Origin of the sequence: Pseudoalteromonas sp. S8-8 (genome assembly GCF_000497875.1) — a bacterium.
GTDB lineage: Bacteria > Pseudomonadota > Gammaproteobacteria > Enterobacterales > Alteromonadaceae > Pseudoalteromonas > Pseudoalteromonas arctica.
In genome coordinates this window covers 1-19,553 of sequence record NZ_AUTR01000044.1, presented here as the reverse complement: position 1 = coordinate 19,553, position 19,553 = coordinate 1, and the positions used below count along the sequence as shown (strand labels likewise).

The following is a 19,553-nucleotide window of genomic DNA, read 5'->3' as shown; positions in this document are numbered from 1 at the left end:
AATTTATGGGTTGTTAATAAAAGAAGTTAATTATCACTCAGTTATTTCATCTCGACCAGGCGCCTCATCAAAAACACCTACTTTTGGAGAATCACATGTAATGAAATCATGATAGCTATTATAAGCAATTTCTATTACACATGAAGATTTAACAATTACGGTATACCCAGCGAGAATAAGATCCCTTAAAGATAAATCAAAAATGTATTGCCCATTTTGTGAAGCAGCCAGATAATAATTTTTAACTATCTTTTTTCTATCTGTATACTCAGCCCAGCCTGAAATATGTAAAGCTACCTTGCTAAACGGGTGCTTTTTCTTATTTGCCAATTCTTGCGCTTCTTGTTCCTCAATAATTCTTTTAGCCTTTTCTTGTTGAGCTAAAAGTTCAGGCGGCAACTGATTTTGAAGTTGGTTAGCATTATGGCCATTAGGTGAATTTGAAAATTGCGCTTCAACTGGTGACGCGTTCGTCAGTTCTTTAGCTTTTGCTTTATCAGATTGCTTTTGAAATCCTAAAAAAAGTAAAAAACCAGCTACAACGAAAAAAACTATAGAACCTTTAATAAACCAGTTGTCGTACCATTTTTTTACATCAGATGGTGCAGCCTCTTTAATAGATTGGTCACTCTTAGTATGAGACTGATAAAATTTAAAATATTTTTTCTCATATTCCCTTTCATGAGTAGCAACAACAGTTGTATTTGTTTTTGAATGCCCATCATGAACCTTGAGTACATACTTATCATCTTGACCAGCAAAAGACTTTTTTATAGCTCTGTAATGATTACCAACTAATTCGCGAATATCCCTTTCAACTTTTCTGAACTCTTGAGTAATTAGCATTATGTCAAAACCGTAGTGACGGTGCATACTGTAAAACTCTTTCACCTCTTTATTACAATTACCAGCGCCCAATGCTAAATGGCATTCATCTATAAAAAAATAGACTCTATTGCCGTCCTCATTCTTCCAGTCCTGATACTGTAAATAATGTTCTTTCTTAGAAAATGGTCTTTCACCACCATAATTATGAAATTCACCATCAACTACTTCTATCAGTTCACGGCAATATTCACCGTAAACTGAACAGAAGTGATCGACATTTAAAGGTAAATTCGTTACAACTTTTCGTTTATGCTCAGTAACCGTAGGGATTATGTGCCTTACTACCGCTTCATAACTTTTGCCGCCGCCAGTTTTTCCTGAAATGCCGTGTATCATTTTTTAGCTCCCTAATCTAACAAATGGAATTAGCTGTAATAGCATTCTTATTGTTATAGCTATAATTATCATCCCCATGGCTTGAGATAATCCAAGGGCCGATGCGTAATAGGTGACCCCTGAAGGTAGTCCGTTTATATGACTTGCTACGTCTAAACCTGCAAAAAAACTATCTAGACCGTCTATTGCAAGTAACGAAATATCCATAAAACTTTCAAAAAAGAAAATGCCTATATCTTTCATTATGTCCTGAACAGTGAGAACCAAACTGTAAAGAAAAGTCTTTAATTCGTTCCATGTATTAGCAAACCAATCCAACATATTAACCTCCAAAAATTAAAGCACGACATAAGAAAGCCGCAGTGATTAAAATGAAAATCTTTAATATTGCTAAGAGTTGCGTACTAGGAGTAGGCAAATCAGCACAACCAAAATTCATACTTGAACCAAGGTTAAAACAAATTTGTGTGTTTGGTGGTTGGCCTCCAGAGTTAAACTTAAATTGGTCTAAAAACTTAAAAGTTTCTGTTTGTTCAAATTCAAGACTTTTTTCATTCCAAACACCTTCAAAACCTTCTTCATATTCTGACTCGTAAAAACTTTGTGATTTAGTAGGGTCAAAAGTAGATTCAACAGTAGTATCATTTTGTTTCTTTAATTCATCTAAAATTTCAGCTTGTAGGTCATTACTTTTTACAACTTCAGTCCTAACACGTTCCGTTGAAGTTTTAACGCCTTCAGTTGCAGTTTTTACGCCTTCAGTTGCAGTTTTTACGCCTTCAACTTCTTCTTTAACCTTAACGACTTCTTTTATTTGGTCTCTGATTACTTCCTCTGTTTTTAATGTTCCTTTATATGTATTTAATGTATTTTCTTTAACAGATGAAAGTAATTCATTTGAACCCTGAATCTCTTTAGCTATTCGGTCTAACCTTTCTCTATGGGATTCTTCTTCACGATTAATGCTATCGTTAATAATTTTTAAATTATCATTTACCTGATTTAAAGCATCTAAATCGTTATTTTTATCTGAATCATCACCCTCTTTAGGGTCTGAAGGTTCATCTGGGTCAGGAGTTTTATCCGGGTCATCAGGGTTTTCAGGTTCTTCAGGTTCTTCAGGTTCTTCAGGTTCTTCAGGTTCTTCAGGGTCTGGAACACATGCAACAGGCTCTGAAGAAGCAAAAGAAACTGGTAAATAATAGCCCCCATTTTCATCTGTTTTTATTTCACATTGGCGACCATCATCAGAAGGATAGCAAACTGAACCAGAAGAATTACCAACACCAAAAACATAAGGGTCAGAACTGGTAGGTTCTGGACAATCAGGGTCTATTTCATCCTTTAACTTTGCACAAAATTTAGTGTCTGAACCTTGAGGATAAGTAATCATATGTTCATGTAGTGGAGCATTTTCAGGAGGACAACTTGGTTCGCCTGCTATTGGAAGTAAATTAACTGTAATTGAGCTTTGTTGTTTATAAATACAACTGCCAGCACCGTCAGCAGTTTTCCAAAAAACAACTTGCTGAATAATAGAAGAGTCTTGTTGTTGTATATTGCCAAGCTCAAAACCACACTTTGAATAATCGCTTTTGTAGATTTCAGCAGCCCATGAGACGCAAGAACTTGCATCCTCAGCGATTTTAACGTTGTAAGATTTACTTTGATAAGAACATTGAGTTTTAGGGTCTGTTTCTGGTGAAAGCAAAGAATTCAAATCATAAATATCGTAAATTGAATCATCAGCAGAAACAAAAAAAGCGCTTATAAGCGCAATTATTAAAATTAAATATTTCACTGGCTGTTATCCCCAACCGAAATTTTTACAAACTATAAAACCAGCTATTGCCCCTATCAAACCGCAAATGGTGTAGATAAGGGCGACAATAAGGCCGCCCATAATTAGATCCTTTTTTACGCTTTTGAAACAGCGCGTTTTGCTAGTGAAATGCCTTTATAAGCAAGAGCTACACCAACGATTAAAACACCAGTAGCGCCAACGAAAGTTGCAACACCAGCCATATCTACAGCAGCAAAAATATCAGTCATTTTATTATTCCTAAAGTTTACTAATAACCATTCGAGCAACCTTAACTTTGTAAGATAGAAACCCGAAAAATATAATAAGGCCAAAGCCCCAAGTGAATGACTCCCCAATATCGAGAGCCGTTATTTGAATGCTTTTGATATATGCATCAGCATCAGAACTTGGAACAAGTACGTAACCGGTGCACTCTTCCAAAGTTTGTGTTGTTGGCAATATAGTGCCGTCGGCATTCAAATAAATACATTGCATGATTAACCGCCCAGCGATTCTTTAAAATGCTTTTTAACTTCATGGTCAACTGGAATAAGTTCAACCACTTCGTTATCAAAAGTTTGGTCGTTAAATGAAAATTTAAGGTCGTAAGCTTTATCAGAAACAAACGCTTGATTATCAATTAACACATGAGCATAAGCAGTATTTATTGCTATTGGCTCTTTACCGAAAGGTGTACTAGTAGTTTTACCAGCGGCCTTACGTTTATATTTTGGTGAATCAACATTATCCAAAGGATAAAGAACTTCGATAATTGCTCGCTCAACGTCTGGGTTCTTTGACTCAGGAAAGCTAGTAATTGAAATACCCGCGATAACAATAGCCATTTTAATGACTCCTTAATTGTTCAGTTAAAATATGTTTATAAATATTGGGAACGTCTAAAGACTTTCCAGTTACGTATTTGTCAGGAACTAACAAACCTAAAACAGTTTGCATATCCCCTTCAGTAATTTCTAAAATGTCAGCTAAAGCTTTTCCGCACATACGCCTAACCCATTTAACACGGCTTGCTAAATCAGTACCGGCTTTTGATACTTTTGCTGAACTGGATGTTTGAACACCATCGGTATTAATCATTTGCTGTGAAAAATCACAAATACCCGCAAAAGTAGAATCAGGGTCTAGCAAACAATCAATAGACCATTTTTTTAATTCGACCTCGTTGCGATACCAAACTAATGATTCATCATCTATGCCCTGCTCTAATTTTTTGTCATATATGCGCCAGTAAACAGGACTTGTACGTTTACCAACTGTAGTCATTTCAACATCAAACTTGCCATCAATAGTGAATGAATGGCGAGGTGACATAGTTGGGTTTGGACCGCCTTTTTTACGAGCAAATGCTTTTTGAAAGAAATTTAGTTCAGCGGCCTTACAGTTAAAAACGTTATCAAAACAATCGCGAGCAATATCAATGCGCGAAAGTGAGCTAATGCTTAAAACCTTAGATAGCCAGTGATGTAAAATAAATGGGGTGGTGTGTGACCATAAGTGTTTGCAACCTTCGCCAGAAATTTGAAAGTAAACCGTATCGCGCTGACCACCAATACCGACAAAACCAATTTGAGTGCCTTCACTTGTAACTAAGTTCATAGAATTATGATACCCGTGAAACCCTTTATCTCTTGGTACTGATAGCTCAAAACCTAAAACATAGCGGCTAAATACACGCAATGTATTGATATAAAAATCAGACATTCTTTCATTAATACGTTGCTTTTGAGTTTCTAAGCTTTTAAGAAGTTGTTCAGGTGTTAAACCCTCGGTGTTAAATTCTTCTTTAATATTTGGTACTACTGGGAAAAGCGTTTGAGTATCTACGGTAGAGCCAATAGAACCAGCGCGTTTACAATGGCGTAAATCAGCAAGAGGAAAACTAAAAGACAAATGGTCTATTATTGTTTGATTTGATTCATGCTTTTTAAAACGCTTAATGCGATTGTCAATAAGGTTTTGAGCAGTGTCTGAATATTTGTAATGCATCAAATCACCCCATCAGCTACTAACTGGCGATAATTTGAATCAGTAATTTCTACTGTTCTGCAATCATGCTCATGTGAAACCCAAGCGCGGAATTGAAACATATTATCAAAATAATCATACACGCGAGCACCATTCAAATCGTAAGTGACTTGAACCCCCGCTTGCTTGTTATTTTCGAAATATATTTTCATTTCTAAGTTTCTAAGAATTTATTTAATGAGCGTAGATTAGTTTCTTAGAATCTAATTGTCAACATTTATAAGTTTATCAGTTTATAATTAATGATAACTTTAGAAACAGGAACGTGTAATGCCTACAAAACATATAGACGACGTAACATGGCGAAAAGTGGAAAAGGAACATGTAAAAGCAGTGGTTGCGACTCAAAAGTCTTTGAAGGATACGGAAATTCTAAGAATACTAATTAACAAAGGTTTAGAATCAATAAGCGAAAGTGACTATCTAAAATTAGCTAAAAAGAAATAGTAAAATGTTAAATTGAAGCTGAGAGCATAGGTTTAGATAGGAGTTATACCCCGTAATACAGTTACGGGGTTTTTTTTGAGCACAGTTAATTTAACAAAGCTCCTCCCGCTATGCGGGTCCCTCCTTGTTAAATTAACTAGATTAAAAAAAGAGAAGTTTATCAAAGGGCGCGTTGCGCTAGGATATTTTTCTAAGCGGGACTGGGTTATTGGATGCGGCCATTTATCTAATGGTCTTTATATTAATTCTGTGTGTGGCCTTTCATGAAGCAAAGCTTCATAGGTTCCTATCATCAAGTCTCCAGTGGTACGTAATAATTGATTTTAATTATTACGTAACCTTACTATTAGTATGGTTATTTGCACTCCCCATAAATCACATTATGTTACGGGTTGCAGCCGCTACGCTTAAAAAGGCTTTTGCTGCAATTCGTGTGCGCTTACGCTATTTTGCACACGAAAAACCACAAACGCCCCGCCATTTAAATATTTTGGCGGGGCGTTTTCTCAACATAAAGTTTATGAATTTATGGGCTATCTCTTATACCGCAAATGCGGGGTCACTACTGGACCAGTTAGACACGCAGCTGCAACAATGCCCGCAATACATGCAGCGCTAATCTTTTTTACAATATCCGACCATATTTTACTTTCTTCTTTAGTTTTTGATTTCTCAATTGCTAAGTTTAATAAAGCTTCTTTTTGGTCTGTTCCAACAATATTAGCCAAAAAAATACACTGATTAGCAGTTAAATGTCTCTCGCCTCGCTTAATTTGTGACAATGAACCCGACGTAACTCCATCCAAATCAGAAACAACTTGTTTGTCTTGTGAATAACCTTTGAATTCTTTGTATTTTTCAATGAGTTGGTAACTAAATGACATATATATCTCCTCTCTAAATCAATTATAGCGCACAAAAATGTAAAATATATTCTTGACGTTGCACAATGTTGTGCGCTACATTCTGAGCCATTGCACAAACTTGTGCACTATCTTTCTAAAGGACTCAGGAATTGAAATTCTACCTTCAATACATTTCAGGCATAGAAGAATACGCATTAGGTTTCAATAAAATTGAACACCCGCTTATGTATTCTTCACGTTCAGAAGCAATGGCATTTTGCATTGATTACTGTAACGGTGAAAGCTTCGAAATAATTGATGTAGACGACAATAATTGGCAAGAACTTTTTGACTCTGGGGTGTTCGATTATGACCCAGAACGCTAAAAATCCAGCTCAACAACTTACTAAAATCGACTATTTAACGGTTGTTTTCTCACCAAATGAAGTTGCTCGTTGTCGTTTTGATGCTAAATTAGCATTCGGAAATGGTGATTTTTCATCCTATAAAGAAGCATATAACGCCATGTTATGTGCTGAAATGTTCGCCAACAATCCAACAGATGACTTCACAAATGACACTAAAACGTCACTTGTTGCAACTGATGATTTAGACGTTGATGTAAGCGAAACAGTCATTTTTAACTCTGATTATTACTATAACGAACTGTTTGATAATAACCTTTCAGGCTCTTCTAAGTATCGTCAATACAACTCTATACAAGAAATACCAGAAGAAGATAGAAAGCACTTTCTTAAAAGTGTGGTAAGAAAAACAAAGCGTTATAAAGCACTTACATCATTAATTGAAGGTGATATTTCTAAATTTATGCACCTATTAAATACAGAAGTTGCTACGGCTGCCGACCGTCTAACCAGTGACACACTTAGTTGGTCATACCGTGATAATTCCGGTGGCATGTTCACTTACGAGAAGTCAGCAACACTTTATCGTCACGATATTAACTCAGGTGTAATTGCTTGGGGCGCTAATAATGGTGGCGTTATGATTTCATTTTCTGGTACTGGATGTGCTGGTTTAGATATTCCTAAATTGCATACTATGTTGCAAAAAATGCCTAATGTAAAAATCACTCGTTTAGACATTGCTTACGATGATTACCAAGGCAATAGAACCGTACTTGATTACTTCCAAAATTTAGAAGAAGGCGGCTTTTGTAAAACCAATCAAGCGCCCTCTTTCTCGTTTATACAAACGGGTGAACTTAAAAAGCTAACAGATTTACAACAAGCTGAGTTTAAGAAAAAGCATGGCTGGCAAAAACGATATGACTGTGTGGCCAATGGCGGTAACACCCTTTACGTAGGAAGTCGTAAAAATGGAAAAATGGCGCGTATGTATGAAAAAGGTAAGCAAATGGAAAGTGAATCCCAGCCTAATTGGGTTCGTGCTGAGCTTGAGCTTCGCAGTATTGACCGTGTTATCTCCTTGGATGCACTTCTCAATACCGATGCTGTATTTGCTGCTGCCTATCCCGCTTTTGCTTTTATTACTGCTGAACGTCTTGAAATCAGAACAACAAGCAGACAAAGACAAAACAATGGCGCTTTAATTGCCGAACGTTTAGAACGTTACTGCGTTCAGTCTTACGGTAAATATTTAAATTTTTTACGTCATGTAAAAGAATTAACAGATATAGAAATAATTAATCGACTAACTAAAGGCCTAAATCCTTGGGATATACCCGACTCTATTAACAAGGCCTGTATTACCCCACCCAACCAAATGGAGTTTTTAACATGAAAGTAATTTTATTATCTGCGGCTATGGGTCGTGGTGTTTCTAGTAAATCAGGCGCTGCTAAACCTTATTCGTTTTCTTCTATCTCGTACTTAGTACCAGAGCAAGATTACATCCAAGGCGATCACAATATACAAAAATGTGGCTTTGAACCTAAAAGTGTAGAAATGACTGAAGACCAAACCCTTTACAACAAGTTTAAACAAATTACAGATGCTAATGGTATTTGTGAAGTTGATTTGGTTTTACAGCCAGACCCTAGAAACATGTCACGCAATATTGTTGCTGACGTTTCGTTGGTTAAACAGTAAATGTCTCAATGCGTAGCTATCCAACCCGACCAAACTTTAAAAGCCGTTACTGGTGTTTGTGATTTTGTGATGGTTACACAAGCTGAGTTCTTAGAACTACAGCAACAAGGATTAGTAAATGTTCTTAATGAATTATTTGCTTTTGACTTGGCCACTTTCGGCCTAATTAATTCGGCGGCATTAGTCGCCTTTATAACAGCTCATTGCATCGGTCGTGTCGTCCGAGTAATGGGTAAAACATAACTACAGGGAATACCTAAAATGAAAAATGTTAAAAATATCTTAGCTTCAAAACGCGCAAAAGCTGGTCTTTTACTAACTTCAGTTGTTGCTTCTGGCTCATCATTCGCAGCTGATTATTCTGCTGAAATTGGTGCTGCTGTAGGTGATGGTACAACAAACTATACAGCTGTTGTTGCTGGTGTAATTACTGTTGCTGCAATCGGTTTTGCAATTGGCATGATTGTATCAAAGCTTAACAAGTAAAATGGTTACCTCAATTGGCCTTGCTTCATTTCTTGTTTGGTGCTTTGTCGAAGGCTTTTCAAGTGGAGTAAGAACCAGTTAACAAAGGCGGGTAAAACCGCCATTTTCAAAAAGGCGCTTACATGCGATTACTAATATTTTTATTGGCGCTAATAAGCGCTTTTTTTGTTTCTGCTGAACCTGATTTAAGTGATTTAAAATCACCTAAACAGGAGGTTACCTATTGTATATCAGCCTTTGGATCTGAAGGTTGTGGTATCAGTTTAAATATAGCCATGGCTCAAGCTTGTGATGCTCATATATCTACTAGACCTTTACCTTCAAATACCAGTTCAACAAGATATTCACATTTTAAATGCAGCAGTAAATCACCACCACAGGTTGAAATATACGGGCAACAACAGAATAATAATTGTTCAGGTGGTTGGTGTCCTCCTGAAAGGTTCGGTAATATTAATTTAAACTTTACCGATAGTCGTGAAGATATAGTTTTTTCATGTCCTCCTCAAACTTCTCCACTTTATGAAATAGGCGTGCCAATAGTACCAACTCCTACCGACCCTAAAGCACCAACATTTATGTGTGCTAAACCATTGCAAGCTGAAGAACCAGAACCCGACCCTGATTGCCCAGAACCAACTGACGCCGACCCATTTTCTTTTGCTGTTGGTGGTTCAGGTAGCGTTTGTTTTCCTGCTGCTGATGGTCGTCAATGCGAAATACAAACTGATAGCAATGGCGGTTACAACATCCCAGTTTCATATGGTTCTACTGAACCAGTCGCTTGTGTTCCTGACCCTGAACCAGAGCCCGAAGAACCTGAAGAACCTGAAGAGCCTGAAGACCCTGATGCACCTGAAAATCCAGATGACCCACAACCAACTCCTGACCCTGATGCACCTAAAGACCCAGATGATGCAGATGATACAGATAAAGATAATTCTTTAGATGGAATAAACCAGATAAACGATAACTTAAAAGTTATTAATGACAATATGAATATTGGTATTGAATCGCATACAGAACGTTTAGATAGAATGGCTAAAGAGACTCAAAATTCTAATGAGTTATTAGCTACCATAAAATCTAATACTTTAAATACTTCTGAAGGTATTAAAGAAACAACTGACGTAATACGCGACCAAATAAAGGAAACGACAAAAGTTGTTACTGCTGTTGGTACTGCTACAACTGAGATAAAAAAAGGCAATACAGAAAAAACTAAGCAAACAACGCTTTTGGAAGGCATTAAAGAAAATACAAAAAAAGAAGCTATATCGATTACTTCAAGTCGTAAAAAAGGTGGTCTTAATGATATTTTTTCTGCTGATGAACTTGCTCAAGTAACTGCTGAAATAGAAACAAAAAAAACTGAATTAACAGAATATATAGAAACAATAAAATCAGAATCCGAGTCAATTTTAGATTTAGATCCGAATATCTCAGGTTCTTATACTGACCATAAGGAAATAATTAAAGGTGTTGAGGTTGATTTGGGTATTGGTAGATTTTCTAATTTCTATCAGATGATAGCTCCAGCCATTATTTTAATAGCTTCAATTTCGGCTCTTTTTATAATATTAGGTGGTAACAAAGAATGATAAAAAAAACTATATTCTTAATTTTAATTTTTTCGCCATTTTTCCTTATGGCCACTGCAACAGCTTCGACACTTACAGGTGCTCAAGGCGCTGCCACAACTGCGGGAAATTTTATATCTGACTTTTGGGACTTCTTTGATAATGACGTTCCTAATTTTTTTACAAGAGCTTTATCTTACGTATTTGAGAAAATTGTTTTGTTTAAAATCACAGCACAAATTGAATCAATGAAATTAGCTTGGTCTATATCAAAAAATATTATTGAGAGCTTTCAAGTAGGTTCAAAAATCGCAAGTGCTGCAAGTGGTTTACCTCAAGACGTAAAAGCTGCCTTAGTAGATTTACGTTTATTTGATGGTTTAAATATTATCGTTCAAGCATTTATAGCTCGTTATGTAATGAGGTTCTTTTAATGTCTAGTTCAATTTTTCATGGTGCCCCAGGTTCTTTTAAATCTGCCAGCGCAACTTGGTTTGAGGTTTTACCAGCTTTAAGGAAAGGCCGTTTAGTTGTTACAAATATCGAGGGTATTTTACCTTTAGATGAAATCGAAACTGAGTTACAAGAAACTTTCCCTGATAGTGCTCAGCTTTGGCGTTTATCTTCACAAAATGAGGAAGGCCAATCACTTTGGCGTAATTGGTATCACTGGATGCCAACAGGCGCTTTAGTTTTAATTGATGAGGTTCAAGACGTTTACCCAACTGAATCCACTTTTAAACCTGAATCTTGTAATTATAAACATGTTGATAATTACAAAGATTTGATACCCGAGCATTGGTATAAATATCATTATGAACAATTAGAAAAGTTTAAACCTGAAAATTTAACTAGTGGCGATACTGACGATTTAGGAAGGGAGTTATTCAACGAACATGGCTACATTATATACCCCAAAACACTCAAAGAGTGCTACATGCGACACAGAAAATACAACTGGGATATTATCGTCTGCACCCCAGATATTACCAGTGTCCACAAATACATTAGAAACGTTAGCCAATACGCATATTCACACAAATATTTTGACGGGCTCGCGGGAATCCCTTATTACTACAGAAGACCGCGAATCTTCGACCACAACCCAAAGCTTGACGGAAAAACACCGACTAAAGCAAATACAATCACTTGGAAAAAAATCCCAGTCGAAGTACACAAGTGTTACAAATCAACAGCGACCGGAGGTATTACAAAAGGACAAGGTAAGAATTTCATTTACACTCCTATTTTTGCCTTTCCGCTTCTTGCTATCATTTTGTGCATATCTTATTGGCTATGGTATTTTACCGATAGTGAAACCGTTATTAAAAATGATGAAAAGCCCAATGCAGAAATTGTGGAAGGTGTTAAAAAGGGTTCTAGTGTTACTGGCTCTAATGCTTCTATTCAGATTTCTAATGTTAACCCTGATTTTGTAGAATTACCTTATGGTGCAACTGATATTTTCGTCACTGGTATACAGATAGTAAAACGAACTGATAGAACTCATAGGGAGTATATTTTCGAGTTTATTACTGAAAAGTTTGGAGTTTTTAGTATTGATTCTTATGAACTTGCAAGCATGGGTTTTACTATTCAATATTTTAGTTCTTGTAATGTTCTTATAAAAAATAAAGAAATATCTTATAGGGCACTATGTAGCCCTAATCCTTACGACCAACCAAAACCTGAATCTAATCAAAACTCTTTAGAGGTTGATACATTATTCACATCGTTATAATAAAAATAAGCCGCCAAGCGAAGCCTGAGCGTAGCGGCTTAGTTTATTAATAGCCTTATAATCTTTGTGGTTACGTAATAATTTAGTGCAATTATTACGTACCACTGGATAGCTTACCTTAGGAGCTTATGAAACTTGTTTCATGAAAGGCCACAAACTAATGCTATTATTCCCAAAATGCTCGCTGGCCGAATCCAAGCGAAGCGCAAACCAGCTATTTAGTCTCTCAAAACCCGCGCTTGCGCCATTGATAAACCAATACGGAATTTCGAGTAATGATAATGCCAAGAAAAACACCCCTCCCCCCATATACTAATAGGGGGGGAGCGAAAATTAACACCTATGCCGATTTTGCATTGTGATTTTTTTAAAAAGGAGTAAAAATCACAATGTTTAAATCAGAATTTCATAAACAGTTTCTTTCTTTATTTGGCTATGATTACGCAAAGGGTGCTAAAGAACTCGGTGTTAGTGAAAGGCAAGTTAGACGCTATGTAAAATCAGGTAAGGCTAGTCTTCCAGTAGAAAAACTAACGGCTATTATTTATCGTGGTTATTTACCTGCTACCGGCGCATGGGCAGACTGTAAAATTTCTGTAGATGATCATACAATGTCTACACCTTGGGGAAAGGTTAATCCCTCTGATGTTCAGTTAGTCCAACGCTACAAATGGTCAGCTAGAAAATCAGAATCTATGTACAAAGCTCTTAAGCAAAACCATAAAACTCAAGATTTATACTTATCCGACTTACAAGACCAATTACTTAATATAATTGGTGAAATTTCTCAAAGGACAGGAAGCTGAATATGGAAATTAATTATATAAAACTTTATTTATCACTAACTTTTGCTGGTTTAACAATCCTTGGAGCCGATGAATCAATTGGTTTATATAAACTAAAAGTCGCCTCTGATGCCATGGCTGAATCAATGAAACAGGTGAAATTTGAAAGGAAAAGAGCTGAAATTAAATTACAAACAGAAGCTCTTAAAATAAAGAACGAAGCTAATAATATGATGAAAATTAACAATCAAAATCGAAATTCCATTAACAATGCAAGAAAAACTAATGATGAAGTTTGTCGTTTTTGGTCTAAAGAATTTAGCGAACTTCAATCTGATAGGAATAAAACGATGATGGATAATGCTTGCGAACGTGCAAGAAAAGACTGACCATCTGTCAAAGCTGACAACTAACTTAAACTACTAATATAAAAGGGCTTTTTGCCCTTTTCTTATTAACTACATACCGTAATTTATGGGTTGTTAATAAAAGAAGTTAATTATCACTCAGTTATTTCATCTCGACCAGGCGCCTCATCAAAAACACCTACTTTTGGAGAATCACATGTAATGAAATCATGATAGCTATTATAAGCAATTTCTATTACACATGAAGATTTAACAATTACGGTATACCCAGCGAGAATAAGATCCCTTAAAGATAAATCAAAAATGTATTGCCCATTTTGTGAAGCAGCCAGATAATAATTTTTAACTATCTTTTTTCTATCTGTATACTCAGCCCAGCCTGAAATATGTAAAGCTACCTTGCTAAACGGGTGCTTTTTCTTATTTGCCAATTCTTGCGCTTCTTGTTCCTCAATAATTCTTTTAGCCTTTTCTTGTTGAGCTAAAAGTTCAGGCGGCAACTGATTTTGAAGTTGGTTAGCATTATGGCCATTAGGTGAATTTGAAAATTGCGCTTCAACTGGTGACGCGTTCGTCAGTTCTTTAGCTTTTGCTTTATCAGATTGCTTTTGAAATCCTAAAAAAAGTAAAAAACCAGCTACAACGAAAAAAACTATAGAACCTTTAATAAACCAGTTGTCGTACCATTTTTTTACATCAGATGGTGCAGCCTCTTTAATAGATTGGTCACTCTTAGTATGAGACTGATAAAATTTAAAATATTTTTTCTCATATTCCCTTTCATGAGTAGCAACAACAGTTGTATTTGTTTTTGAATGCCCATCATGAACCTTGAGTACATACTTATCATCTTGACCAGCAAAAGACTTTTTTATAGCTCTGTAATGATTACCAACTAATTCGCGAATATCCCTTTCAACTTTTCTGAACTCTTGAGTAATTAGCATTATGTCAAAACCGTAGTGACGGTGCATACTGTAAAACTCTTTCACCTCTTTATTACAATTACCAGCGCCCAATGCTAAATGGCATTCATCTATAAAAAAATAGACTCTATTGCCGTCCTCATTCTTCCAGTCCTGATACTGTAAATAATGTTCTTTCTTAGAAAATGGTCTTTCACCACCATAATTATGAAATTCACCATCAACTACTTCTATCAGTTCACGGCAATATTCACCGTAAACTGAACAGAAGTGATCGACATTTAAAGGTAAATTCGTTACAACTTTTCGTTTATGCTCAGTAACCGTAGGGATTATGTGCCTTACTACCGCTTCATAACTTTTGCCGCCGCCAGTTTTTCCTGAAATGCCGTGTATCATTTTTTAGCTCCCTAATCTAACAAATGGAATTAGCTGTAATAGCATTCTTATTGTTATAGCTATAATTATCATCCCCATGGCTTGAGATAATCCAAGGGCCGATGCGTAATAGGTGACCCCTGAAGGTAGTCCGTTTATATGACTTGCTACGTCTAAACCTGCAAAAAAACTATCTAGACCGTCTATTGCAAGTAACGAAATATCCATAAAACTTTCAAAAAAGAAAATGCCTATATCTTTCATTATGTCCTGAACAGTGAGAACCAAACTGTAAAGAAAAGTCTTTAATTCGTTCCATGTATTAGCAAACCAATCCAACATATTAACCTCCAAAAATTAAAGCACGACATAAGAAAGCCGCAGTGATTAAAATGAAAATCTTTAATATTGCTAAGAGTTGCGTACTAGGAGTAGGCAAATCAGCACAACCAAAATTCATACTTGAACCAAGGTTAAAACAAATTTGTGTGTTTGGTGGTTGGCCTCCAGAGTTAAACTTAAATTGGTCTAAAAACTTAAAAGTTTCTGTTTGTTCAAATTCAAGACTTTTTTCATTCCAAACACCTTCAAAACCTTCTTCATATTCTGACTCGTAAAAACTTTGTGATTTAGTAGGGTCAAAAGTAGATTCAACAGTAGTATCATTTTGTTTCTTTAATTCATCTAAAATTTCAGCTTGTAGGTCATTACTTTTTACAACTTCAGTCCTAACACGTTCCGTTGAAGTTTTAACGCCTTCAGTTGCAGTTTTTACGCCTTCAGTTGCAGTTTTTACGCCTTCAACTTCTTCTTTAACCTTAACGACTTCTTTTATTTGGTCTCTGATTACTTCCTCTGTTTTTAATGTTCCTTTATATGTATTTAATGTATTTTCTTTAACAGATGAAAGTAATTCATTTGAACCCTGAATCTCTTTAGCTATTCGGTCTAACCTTTCTCTATGGGATTCTTCTTCACGATTAATGCTATCGTTAATAATTTTTAAATTATCATTTACCTGATTTAAAGCATCTAAATCGTTATTTTTATCTGAATCATCACCCTCTTTAGGGTCTGAAGGTTCATCTGGGTCAGGAGTTTTATCCGGGTCATCAGGGTTTTCAGGTTCTTCAGGTTCTTCAGGTTCTTCAGGTTCTTCAGGTTCTTCAGGGTCTGGAACACATGCAACAGGCTCTGAAGAAGCAAAAGAAACTGGTAAATAATAGCCCCCATTTTCATCTGTTTTTATTTCACATTGGCGACCATCATCAGAAGGATAGCAAACTGAACCAGAAGAATTACCAACACCAAAAACATAAGGGTCAGAACTGGTAGGTTCTGGACAATCAGGGTCTATTTCATCCTTTAACTTTGCACAAAATTTAGTGTCTGAACCTTGAGGATAAGTAATCATATGTTCATGTAGTGGAGCATTTTCAGGAGGACAACTTGGTTCGCCTGCTATTGGAAGTAAATTAACTGTAATTGAGCTTTGTTGTTTATAAATACAACTGCCAGCACCGTCAGCAGTTTTCCAAAAAACAACTTGCTGAATAATAGAAGAGTCTTGTTGTTGTATATTGCCAAGCTCAAAACCACACTTTGAATAATCGCTTTTGTAGATTTCAGCAGCCCATGAGACGCAAGAACTTGCATCCTCAGCGATTTTAACGTTGTAAGATTTACTTTGATAAGAACATTGAGTTTTAGGGTCTGTTTCTGGTGAAAGCAAAGAATTCAAATCATAAATATCGTAAATTGAATCATCAGCAGAAACAAAAAAAGCGCTTATAAGCGCAATTATTAAAATTAAATATTTCACTGGCTGTTATCCCCAACCGAAATTTTTACAAACTATAAAACCAGCTATTGCCCCTATCAAACCGCAAATGGTGTAGATAAGGGCGACAATAAGGCCGCCCATAATTAGATCCTTTTTTACGCTTTTGAAACAGCGCGTTTTGCTAGTGAAATGCCTTTATAAGCAAGAGCTACACCAACGATTAAAACACCAGTAGCGCCAACGAAAGTTGCAACACCAGCCATATCTACAGCAGCAAAAATATCAGTCATTTTATTATTCCTAAAGTTTACTAATAACCATTCGAGCAACCTTAACTTTGTAAGATAGAAACCCGAAAAATATAATAAGGCCAAAGCCCCAAGTGAATGACTCCCCAATATCGAGAGCCGTTATTTGAATGCTTTTGATATATGCATCAGCATCAGAACTTGGAACAAGTACGTAACCGGTGCACTCTTCCAAAGTTTGTGTTGTTGGCAATATAGTGCCGTCGGCATTCAAATAAATACATTGCATGATTAACCGCCCAGCGATTCTTTAAAATGCTTTTTAACTTCATGGTCAACTGGAATAAGTTCAACCACTTCGTTATCAAAAGTTTGGTCGTTAAATGAAAATTTAAGGTCGTAAGCTTTATCAGAAACAAACGCTTGATTATCAATTAACACATGAGCATAAGCAGTATTTATTGCTATTGGCTCTTTACCGAAAGGTGTACTAGTAGTTTTACCAGCGGCCTTACGTTTATATTTTGGTGAATCAACATTATCCAAAGGATAAAGAACTTCGATAATTGCTCGCTCAACGTCTGGGTTCTTTGACTCAGGAAAGCTAGTAATTGAAATACCCGCGATAACAATAGCCATTTTAATGACTCCTTAATTGTTCAGTTAAAATATGTTTATAAATATTGGGAACGTCTAAAGACTTTCCAGTTACGTATTTGTCAGGAACTAACAAACCTAAAACAGTTTGCATATCCCCTTCAGTAATTTCTAAAATGTCAGCTAAAGCTTTTCCGCACATACGCCTAACCCATTTAACACGGCTTGCTAAATCAGTACCGGCTTTTGATACTTTTGCTGAACTGGATGTTTGAACACCATCGGTATTAATCATTTGCTGTGAAAAATCACAAATACCCGCAAAAGTAGAATCAGGGTCTAGCAAACAATCAATAGACCATTTTTTTAATTCGACCTCGTTGCGATACCAAACTAATGATTCATCATCTATGCCCTGCTCTAATTTTTTGTCATATATGCGCCAGTAAACAGGACTTGTACGTTTACCAACTGTAGTCATTTCAACATCAAACTTGCCATCAATAGTGAATGAATGGCGAGGTGACATAGTTGGGTTTGGACCGCCTTTTTTACGAGCAAATGCTTTTTGAAAGAAATTTAGTTCAGCGGCCTTACAGTTAAAAACGTTATCAAAACAATCGCGAGCAATATCAATGCGCGAAAGTGAGCTAATGCTTAAAACCTTAGATAGCCAGTGATGTAAAATAAATGGGGTGGTGTGTGACCATAAGTGTTTGCAACCTTCGCCAGAAATTTGAAAGTAAACCGTATCGCGCTGACCACCAATACCGACAAAACCAATTTGAGTGCCTTCACTTGTAACTAAGTTCATAGAATTATGATACCCGTGAAACCCTTTATCTCTTGGTACTGATAGCTCAAAACCTAAAACATAGCGGCTAAATACACGCAATGTATTGATATAAAAATCAGACATTCTTTCATTAATACGTTGCTTTTGAGTTTCTAAGCTTTTAAGAAGTTGTTCAGGTGTTAAACCCTCGGTGTTAAATTCTTCTTTAATATTTGGTACTACTGGGAAAAGCGTTTGAGTATCTACGGTAGAGCCAATAGAACCAGCGCGTTTACAATGGCGTAAATCAGCAAGAGGAAAACTAAAAGACAAATGGTCTATTATTGTTTGATTTGATTCATGCTTTTTAAAACGCTTAATGCGATTGTCAATAAGGTTTTGAGCAGTGTCTGAATATTTGTAATGCATCAAATCACCCCATCAGCTACTAACTGGCGATAATTTGAATCAGTAATTTCTACTGTTCTGCAATCATGCTCATGTGAAACCCAAGCGCGGAATTGAAACATATTATCAAAATAATCATACACGCGAGCACCATTCAAATCGTAAGTGACTTGAACCCCCGCTTGCTTGTTATTTTCGAAATATATTTTCATTTCTAAGTTTCTAAGAATTTATTTAATGAGCGTAGATTAGTTTCTTAGAATCTAATTGTCAACATTTATAAGTTTATCAGTTTATAATTAATGATAACTTTAGAAACAGGAACGTGTAATGCCTACAAAACATATAGACGACGTAACATGGCGAAAAGTGGAAAAGGAACATGTAAAAGCAGTGGTTGCGACTCAAAAGTCTTTGAAGGATACGGAAATTCTAAGAATACTAATTAACAAAGGTTTAGAATCAATAAGCGAAAGTGACTATCTAAAATTAGCTAAAAAGAAATAGTAAAATGTTAAATTGAAGCTGAGAGCATAGGTTTAGATAGGAGTTATACCCCGTAATACAGTTACGGGGTTTTTTTTGAGCACAGTTAATTTAACAAAGCTCCTCCCGCTATGCGGGTCCCTCCTTGTTAAATTAACTAGATTAAAAAAAGAGAAGTTTATCAAAGGGCGCGTTGCGCTAGGATATTTTTCTAAGCGGGACTGGGTTATTGGATGCGGCCATTTATCTAATGGTCTTTATATTAATTCTGTGTGTGGCCTTTCATGAAGCAAAGCTTCATAGGTTCCTATCATCAAGTCTCCAGTGGTACGTAATAATTGATTTTAATTATTACGTAACCTTACTATTAGTATGGTTATTTGCACTCCCCATAAATCACATTATGTTACGGGTTGCAGCCGCTACGCTTAAAAAGGCTTTTGCTGCAATTCGTGTGCGCTTACGCTATTTTGCACACGAAAAACCACAAACGCCCCGCCATTTAAATATTTTGGCGGGGCGTTTTCTCAACATAAAGTTTATGAATTTATGGG

At 36.1% G+C, this 19,553-nt stretch carries 30 protein-coding genes; 13 read left to right on the top strand and 17 right to left on the bottom strand.

Annotated elements, in window-relative coordinates; all coding sequences use genetic code 11:
• Positions 1 to 33: 33 nt before the first annotated feature.
• The 8 genes from L659_RS0115360 to L659_RS0115320 form a co-directional block, all read right to left on the bottom strand.
• On the bottom strand, positions 34 to 1,224 hold the full coding sequence (locus L659_RS0115360; RefSeq protein WP_024590797.1) for a zonular occludens toxin domain-containing protein: 1,191 nt from the start codon (positions 1,222 to 1,224) through the stop codon (positions 34 to 36).
• 3 nt (positions 1,225 to 1,227) lie between these two features.
• A complete protein-coding gene (locus L659_RS0115355) occupies positions 1,228 to 1,545 on the bottom strand; it encodes a DUF2523 family protein (protein ID WP_032827041.1) in 318 nt (105 codons plus the stop codon).
• Between the two features lies 1 nt (position 1,546).
• Entirely contained in the window at positions 1,547 to 3,025 is a 1,479-nt protein-coding gene (locus tag L659_RS0115350) for a hypothetical protein (protein WP_024590799.1), read from the bottom strand.
• Positions 3,026 to 3,141: 116 nt separating this feature from the next.
• On the bottom strand, positions 3,142 to 3,276 hold the full coding sequence (locus L659_RS1000000124065) for a membrane protein (protein WP_024590800.1): 135 nt from the start codon (positions 3,274 to 3,276) through the stop codon (positions 3,142 to 3,144).
• 10 nt (positions 3,277 to 3,286) lie between these two features.
• Entirely contained in the window at positions 3,287 to 3,523 is a 237-nt protein-coding gene (locus L659_RS0115335; RefSeq protein ID WP_024590801.1) for a hypothetical protein, read from the bottom strand.
• A 2-nt stretch (positions 3,524 to 3,525) separates the two neighbouring features.
• Complete coding sequence (locus L659_RS0115330) at positions 3,526 to 3,873, bottom strand: DUF1293 family protein (RefSeq protein ID WP_024590802.1); 348 nt, start codon at positions 3,871 to 3,873, stop codon at positions 3,526 to 3,528.
• Between the two features lies 1 nt (position 3,874).
• A complete protein-coding gene (locus tag L659_RS0115325) occupies positions 3,875 to 5,035 on the bottom strand; it encodes a replication initiation factor domain-containing protein (protein WP_024590803.1) in 1,161 nt (386 codons plus the stop codon).
• Positions 5,035 to 5,226, bottom strand: a complete 192-nt coding sequence (locus L659_RS0115320) for a hypothetical protein (protein ID WP_024590804.1) — start codon at positions 5,224 to 5,226, stop codon at positions 5,035 to 5,037. Before L659_RS0115320 ends, L659_RS0115325 begins: the two co-directional genes overlap by 1 nt.
• A gap of 118 nt (positions 5,227 to 5,344) precedes the next feature.
• On the opposite strand from L659_RS0115320, the gene L659_RS1000000123815 reads away from it, so the two are divergent.
• Complete coding sequence (locus tag L659_RS1000000123815; RefSeq protein ID WP_024590805.1) at positions 5,345 to 5,521, top strand: hypothetical protein; 177 nt, start codon at positions 5,345 to 5,347, stop codon at positions 5,519 to 5,521.
• A gap of 533 nt (positions 5,522 to 6,054) precedes the next feature.
• On the opposite strand, the gene L659_RS0115310 is transcribed toward L659_RS1000000123815, so the two are convergent.
• A complete protein-coding gene (locus tag L659_RS0115310; protein ID WP_024591110.1) occupies positions 6,055 to 6,405 on the bottom strand; it encodes a DUF3693 domain-containing protein in 351 nt (116 codons plus the stop codon).
• 131 nt (positions 6,406 to 6,536) lie between these two features.
• Between L659_RS0115310 and L659_RS0115305 the strand changes: the two genes are divergently transcribed.
• From L659_RS0115305 to L659_RS0115250, 10 genes are all read left to right on the top strand, one after another.
• A complete protein-coding gene (locus tag L659_RS0115305; RefSeq protein WP_024591109.1) occupies positions 6,537 to 6,752 on the top strand; it encodes a hypothetical protein in 216 nt (71 codons plus the stop codon).
• A complete protein-coding gene (locus L659_RS1000000123225) occupies positions 6,736 to 8,130 on the top strand; it encodes a replication initiation factor domain-containing protein (protein ID WP_024591108.1) in 1,395 nt (464 codons plus the stop codon). Before L659_RS0115305 ends, L659_RS1000000123225 begins: the two co-directional genes overlap by 17 nt.
• Entirely contained in the window at positions 8,127 to 8,438 is a 312-nt protein-coding gene (locus L659_RS0115295; protein WP_024591107.1) for a hypothetical protein, read from the top strand. The genes L659_RS1000000123225 and L659_RS0115295 overlap by 4 nt, the downstream gene beginning before the upstream one ends.
• Positions 8,439 to 8,681 (top strand): hypothetical protein, encoded by a 243-nt coding sequence (locus tag L659_RS0115290; RefSeq protein ID WP_024591106.1) that lies wholly within the window; start codon positions 8,439 to 8,441, stop codon positions 8,679 to 8,681.
• Between the two features lie 18 nt (positions 8,682 to 8,699).
• Positions 8,700 to 8,924, top strand: a complete 225-nt coding sequence (locus L659_RS0115285) for a hypothetical protein (RefSeq protein ID WP_024591105.1) — start codon at positions 8,700 to 8,702, stop codon at positions 8,922 to 8,924.
• Positions 8,925 to 9,046: 122 nt separating this feature from the next.
• Positions 9,047 to 10,525, top strand: a complete 1,479-nt coding sequence (locus tag L659_RS0115280) for a hypothetical protein (protein WP_024591104.1) — start codon at positions 9,047 to 9,049, stop codon at positions 10,523 to 10,525.
• Positions 10,522 to 10,938: a DUF2523 family protein gene (locus tag L659_RS0115275; protein ID WP_024591103.1), complete on the top strand. Its 417-nt coding sequence runs from the start codon at positions 10,522 to 10,524 to the stop codon at positions 10,936 to 10,938. The genes L659_RS0115280 and L659_RS0115275 overlap by 4 nt, the downstream gene beginning before the upstream one ends.
• Positions 10,938 to 12,245, top strand: coding sequence for a zonular occludens toxin family protein (locus tag L659_RS0115270; RefSeq protein ID WP_024591102.1), 1,308 nt, complete (start codon positions 10,938 to 10,940; stop codon positions 12,243 to 12,245). Before L659_RS0115275 ends, L659_RS0115270 begins: the two co-directional genes overlap by 1 nt.
• 389 nt (positions 12,246 to 12,634) lie before the next feature.
• Positions 12,635 to 13,051 (top strand): hypothetical protein, encoded by a 417-nt coding sequence (locus tag L659_RS01000000123025; RefSeq protein WP_024591101.1) that lies wholly within the window; start codon positions 12,635 to 12,637, stop codon positions 13,049 to 13,051.
• A 2-nt stretch (positions 13,052 to 13,053) separates the two neighbouring features.
• Positions 13,054 to 13,419, top strand: a complete 366-nt coding sequence (locus tag L659_RS0115250; RefSeq protein WP_024591100.1) for a hypothetical protein — start codon at positions 13,054 to 13,056, stop codon at positions 13,417 to 13,419.
• A gap of 113 nt (positions 13,420 to 13,532) precedes the next feature.
• Here L659_RS0115250 and L659_RS0115245 read toward each other — a convergent pair whose 3' ends face one another.
• The 8 genes from L659_RS0115245 to L659_RS0115205 all read right to left on the bottom strand — a co-directional run bounded on the left by L659_RS0115245 (position 13,533) and on the right by L659_RS0115205 (position 18,725).
• Positions 13,533 to 14,723 carry a zonular occludens toxin domain-containing protein gene (locus L659_RS0115245; RefSeq protein ID WP_024590797.1) on the bottom strand — a complete coding sequence of 397 codons (1,191 nt, stop codon included), beginning with the start codon at positions 14,721 to 14,723 and terminating at the stop codon, positions 13,533 to 13,535.
• 3 nt (positions 14,724 to 14,726) lie between these two features.
• The gene (locus L659_RS0115240; RefSeq protein ID WP_032827041.1) at positions 14,727 to 15,044 is read right to left on the bottom strand and encodes a DUF2523 family protein; all 318 of its coding nucleotides are present in this window, start codon (positions 15,042 to 15,044) and stop codon (positions 14,727 to 14,729) included.
• Position 15,045: 1 nt separating this feature from the next.
• Positions 15,046 to 16,524: a hypothetical protein gene (locus L659_RS0115235; protein WP_024590799.1), complete on the bottom strand. Its 1,479-nt coding sequence runs from the start codon at positions 16,522 to 16,524 to the stop codon at positions 15,046 to 15,048.
• Positions 16,525 to 16,640: 116 nt separating this feature from the next.
• A complete protein-coding gene (locus L659_RS1000000124060) occupies positions 16,641 to 16,775 on the bottom strand; it encodes a membrane protein (RefSeq protein ID WP_024590800.1) in 135 nt (44 codons plus the stop codon).
• 10 nt (positions 16,776 to 16,785) lie between these two features.
• Positions 16,786 to 17,022, bottom strand: a complete 237-nt coding sequence (locus L659_RS0115220; RefSeq protein ID WP_024590801.1) for a hypothetical protein — start codon at positions 17,020 to 17,022, stop codon at positions 16,786 to 16,788.
• 2 nt (positions 17,023 to 17,024) lie between these two features.
• The gene (locus L659_RS0115215) at positions 17,025 to 17,372 is read right to left on the bottom strand and encodes a DUF1293 family protein (protein ID WP_024590802.1); all 348 of its coding nucleotides are present in this window, start codon (positions 17,370 to 17,372) and stop codon (positions 17,025 to 17,027) included.
• 1 nt (position 17,373) lies between these two features.
• Positions 17,374 to 18,534, bottom strand: coding sequence for a replication initiation factor domain-containing protein (locus L659_RS0115210; protein WP_024590803.1), 1,161 nt, complete (start codon positions 18,532 to 18,534; stop codon positions 17,374 to 17,376).
• Positions 18,534 to 18,725, bottom strand: a complete 192-nt coding sequence (locus L659_RS0115205) for a hypothetical protein (protein ID WP_024590804.1) — start codon at positions 18,723 to 18,725, stop codon at positions 18,534 to 18,536. The genes L659_RS0115210 and L659_RS0115205 overlap by 1 nt, the downstream gene beginning before the upstream one ends.
• Before the next feature lie 118 nt (positions 18,726 to 18,843).
• Between L659_RS0115205 and L659_RS1000000123810 the strand changes: the two genes are divergently transcribed.
• On the top strand, positions 18,844 to 19,020 hold the full coding sequence (locus L659_RS1000000123810; protein WP_024590805.1) for a hypothetical protein: 177 nt from the start codon (positions 18,844 to 18,846) through the stop codon (positions 19,018 to 19,020).
• A 208-nt stretch (positions 19,021 to 19,228) separates the two neighbouring features.
• Positions 19,229 to 19,553, top strand: a 325-nt coding sequence (locus tag L659_RS1000000123940; protein WP_231388443.1) for a hypothetical protein, incomplete at its 3' end; no start/stop codon positions are given.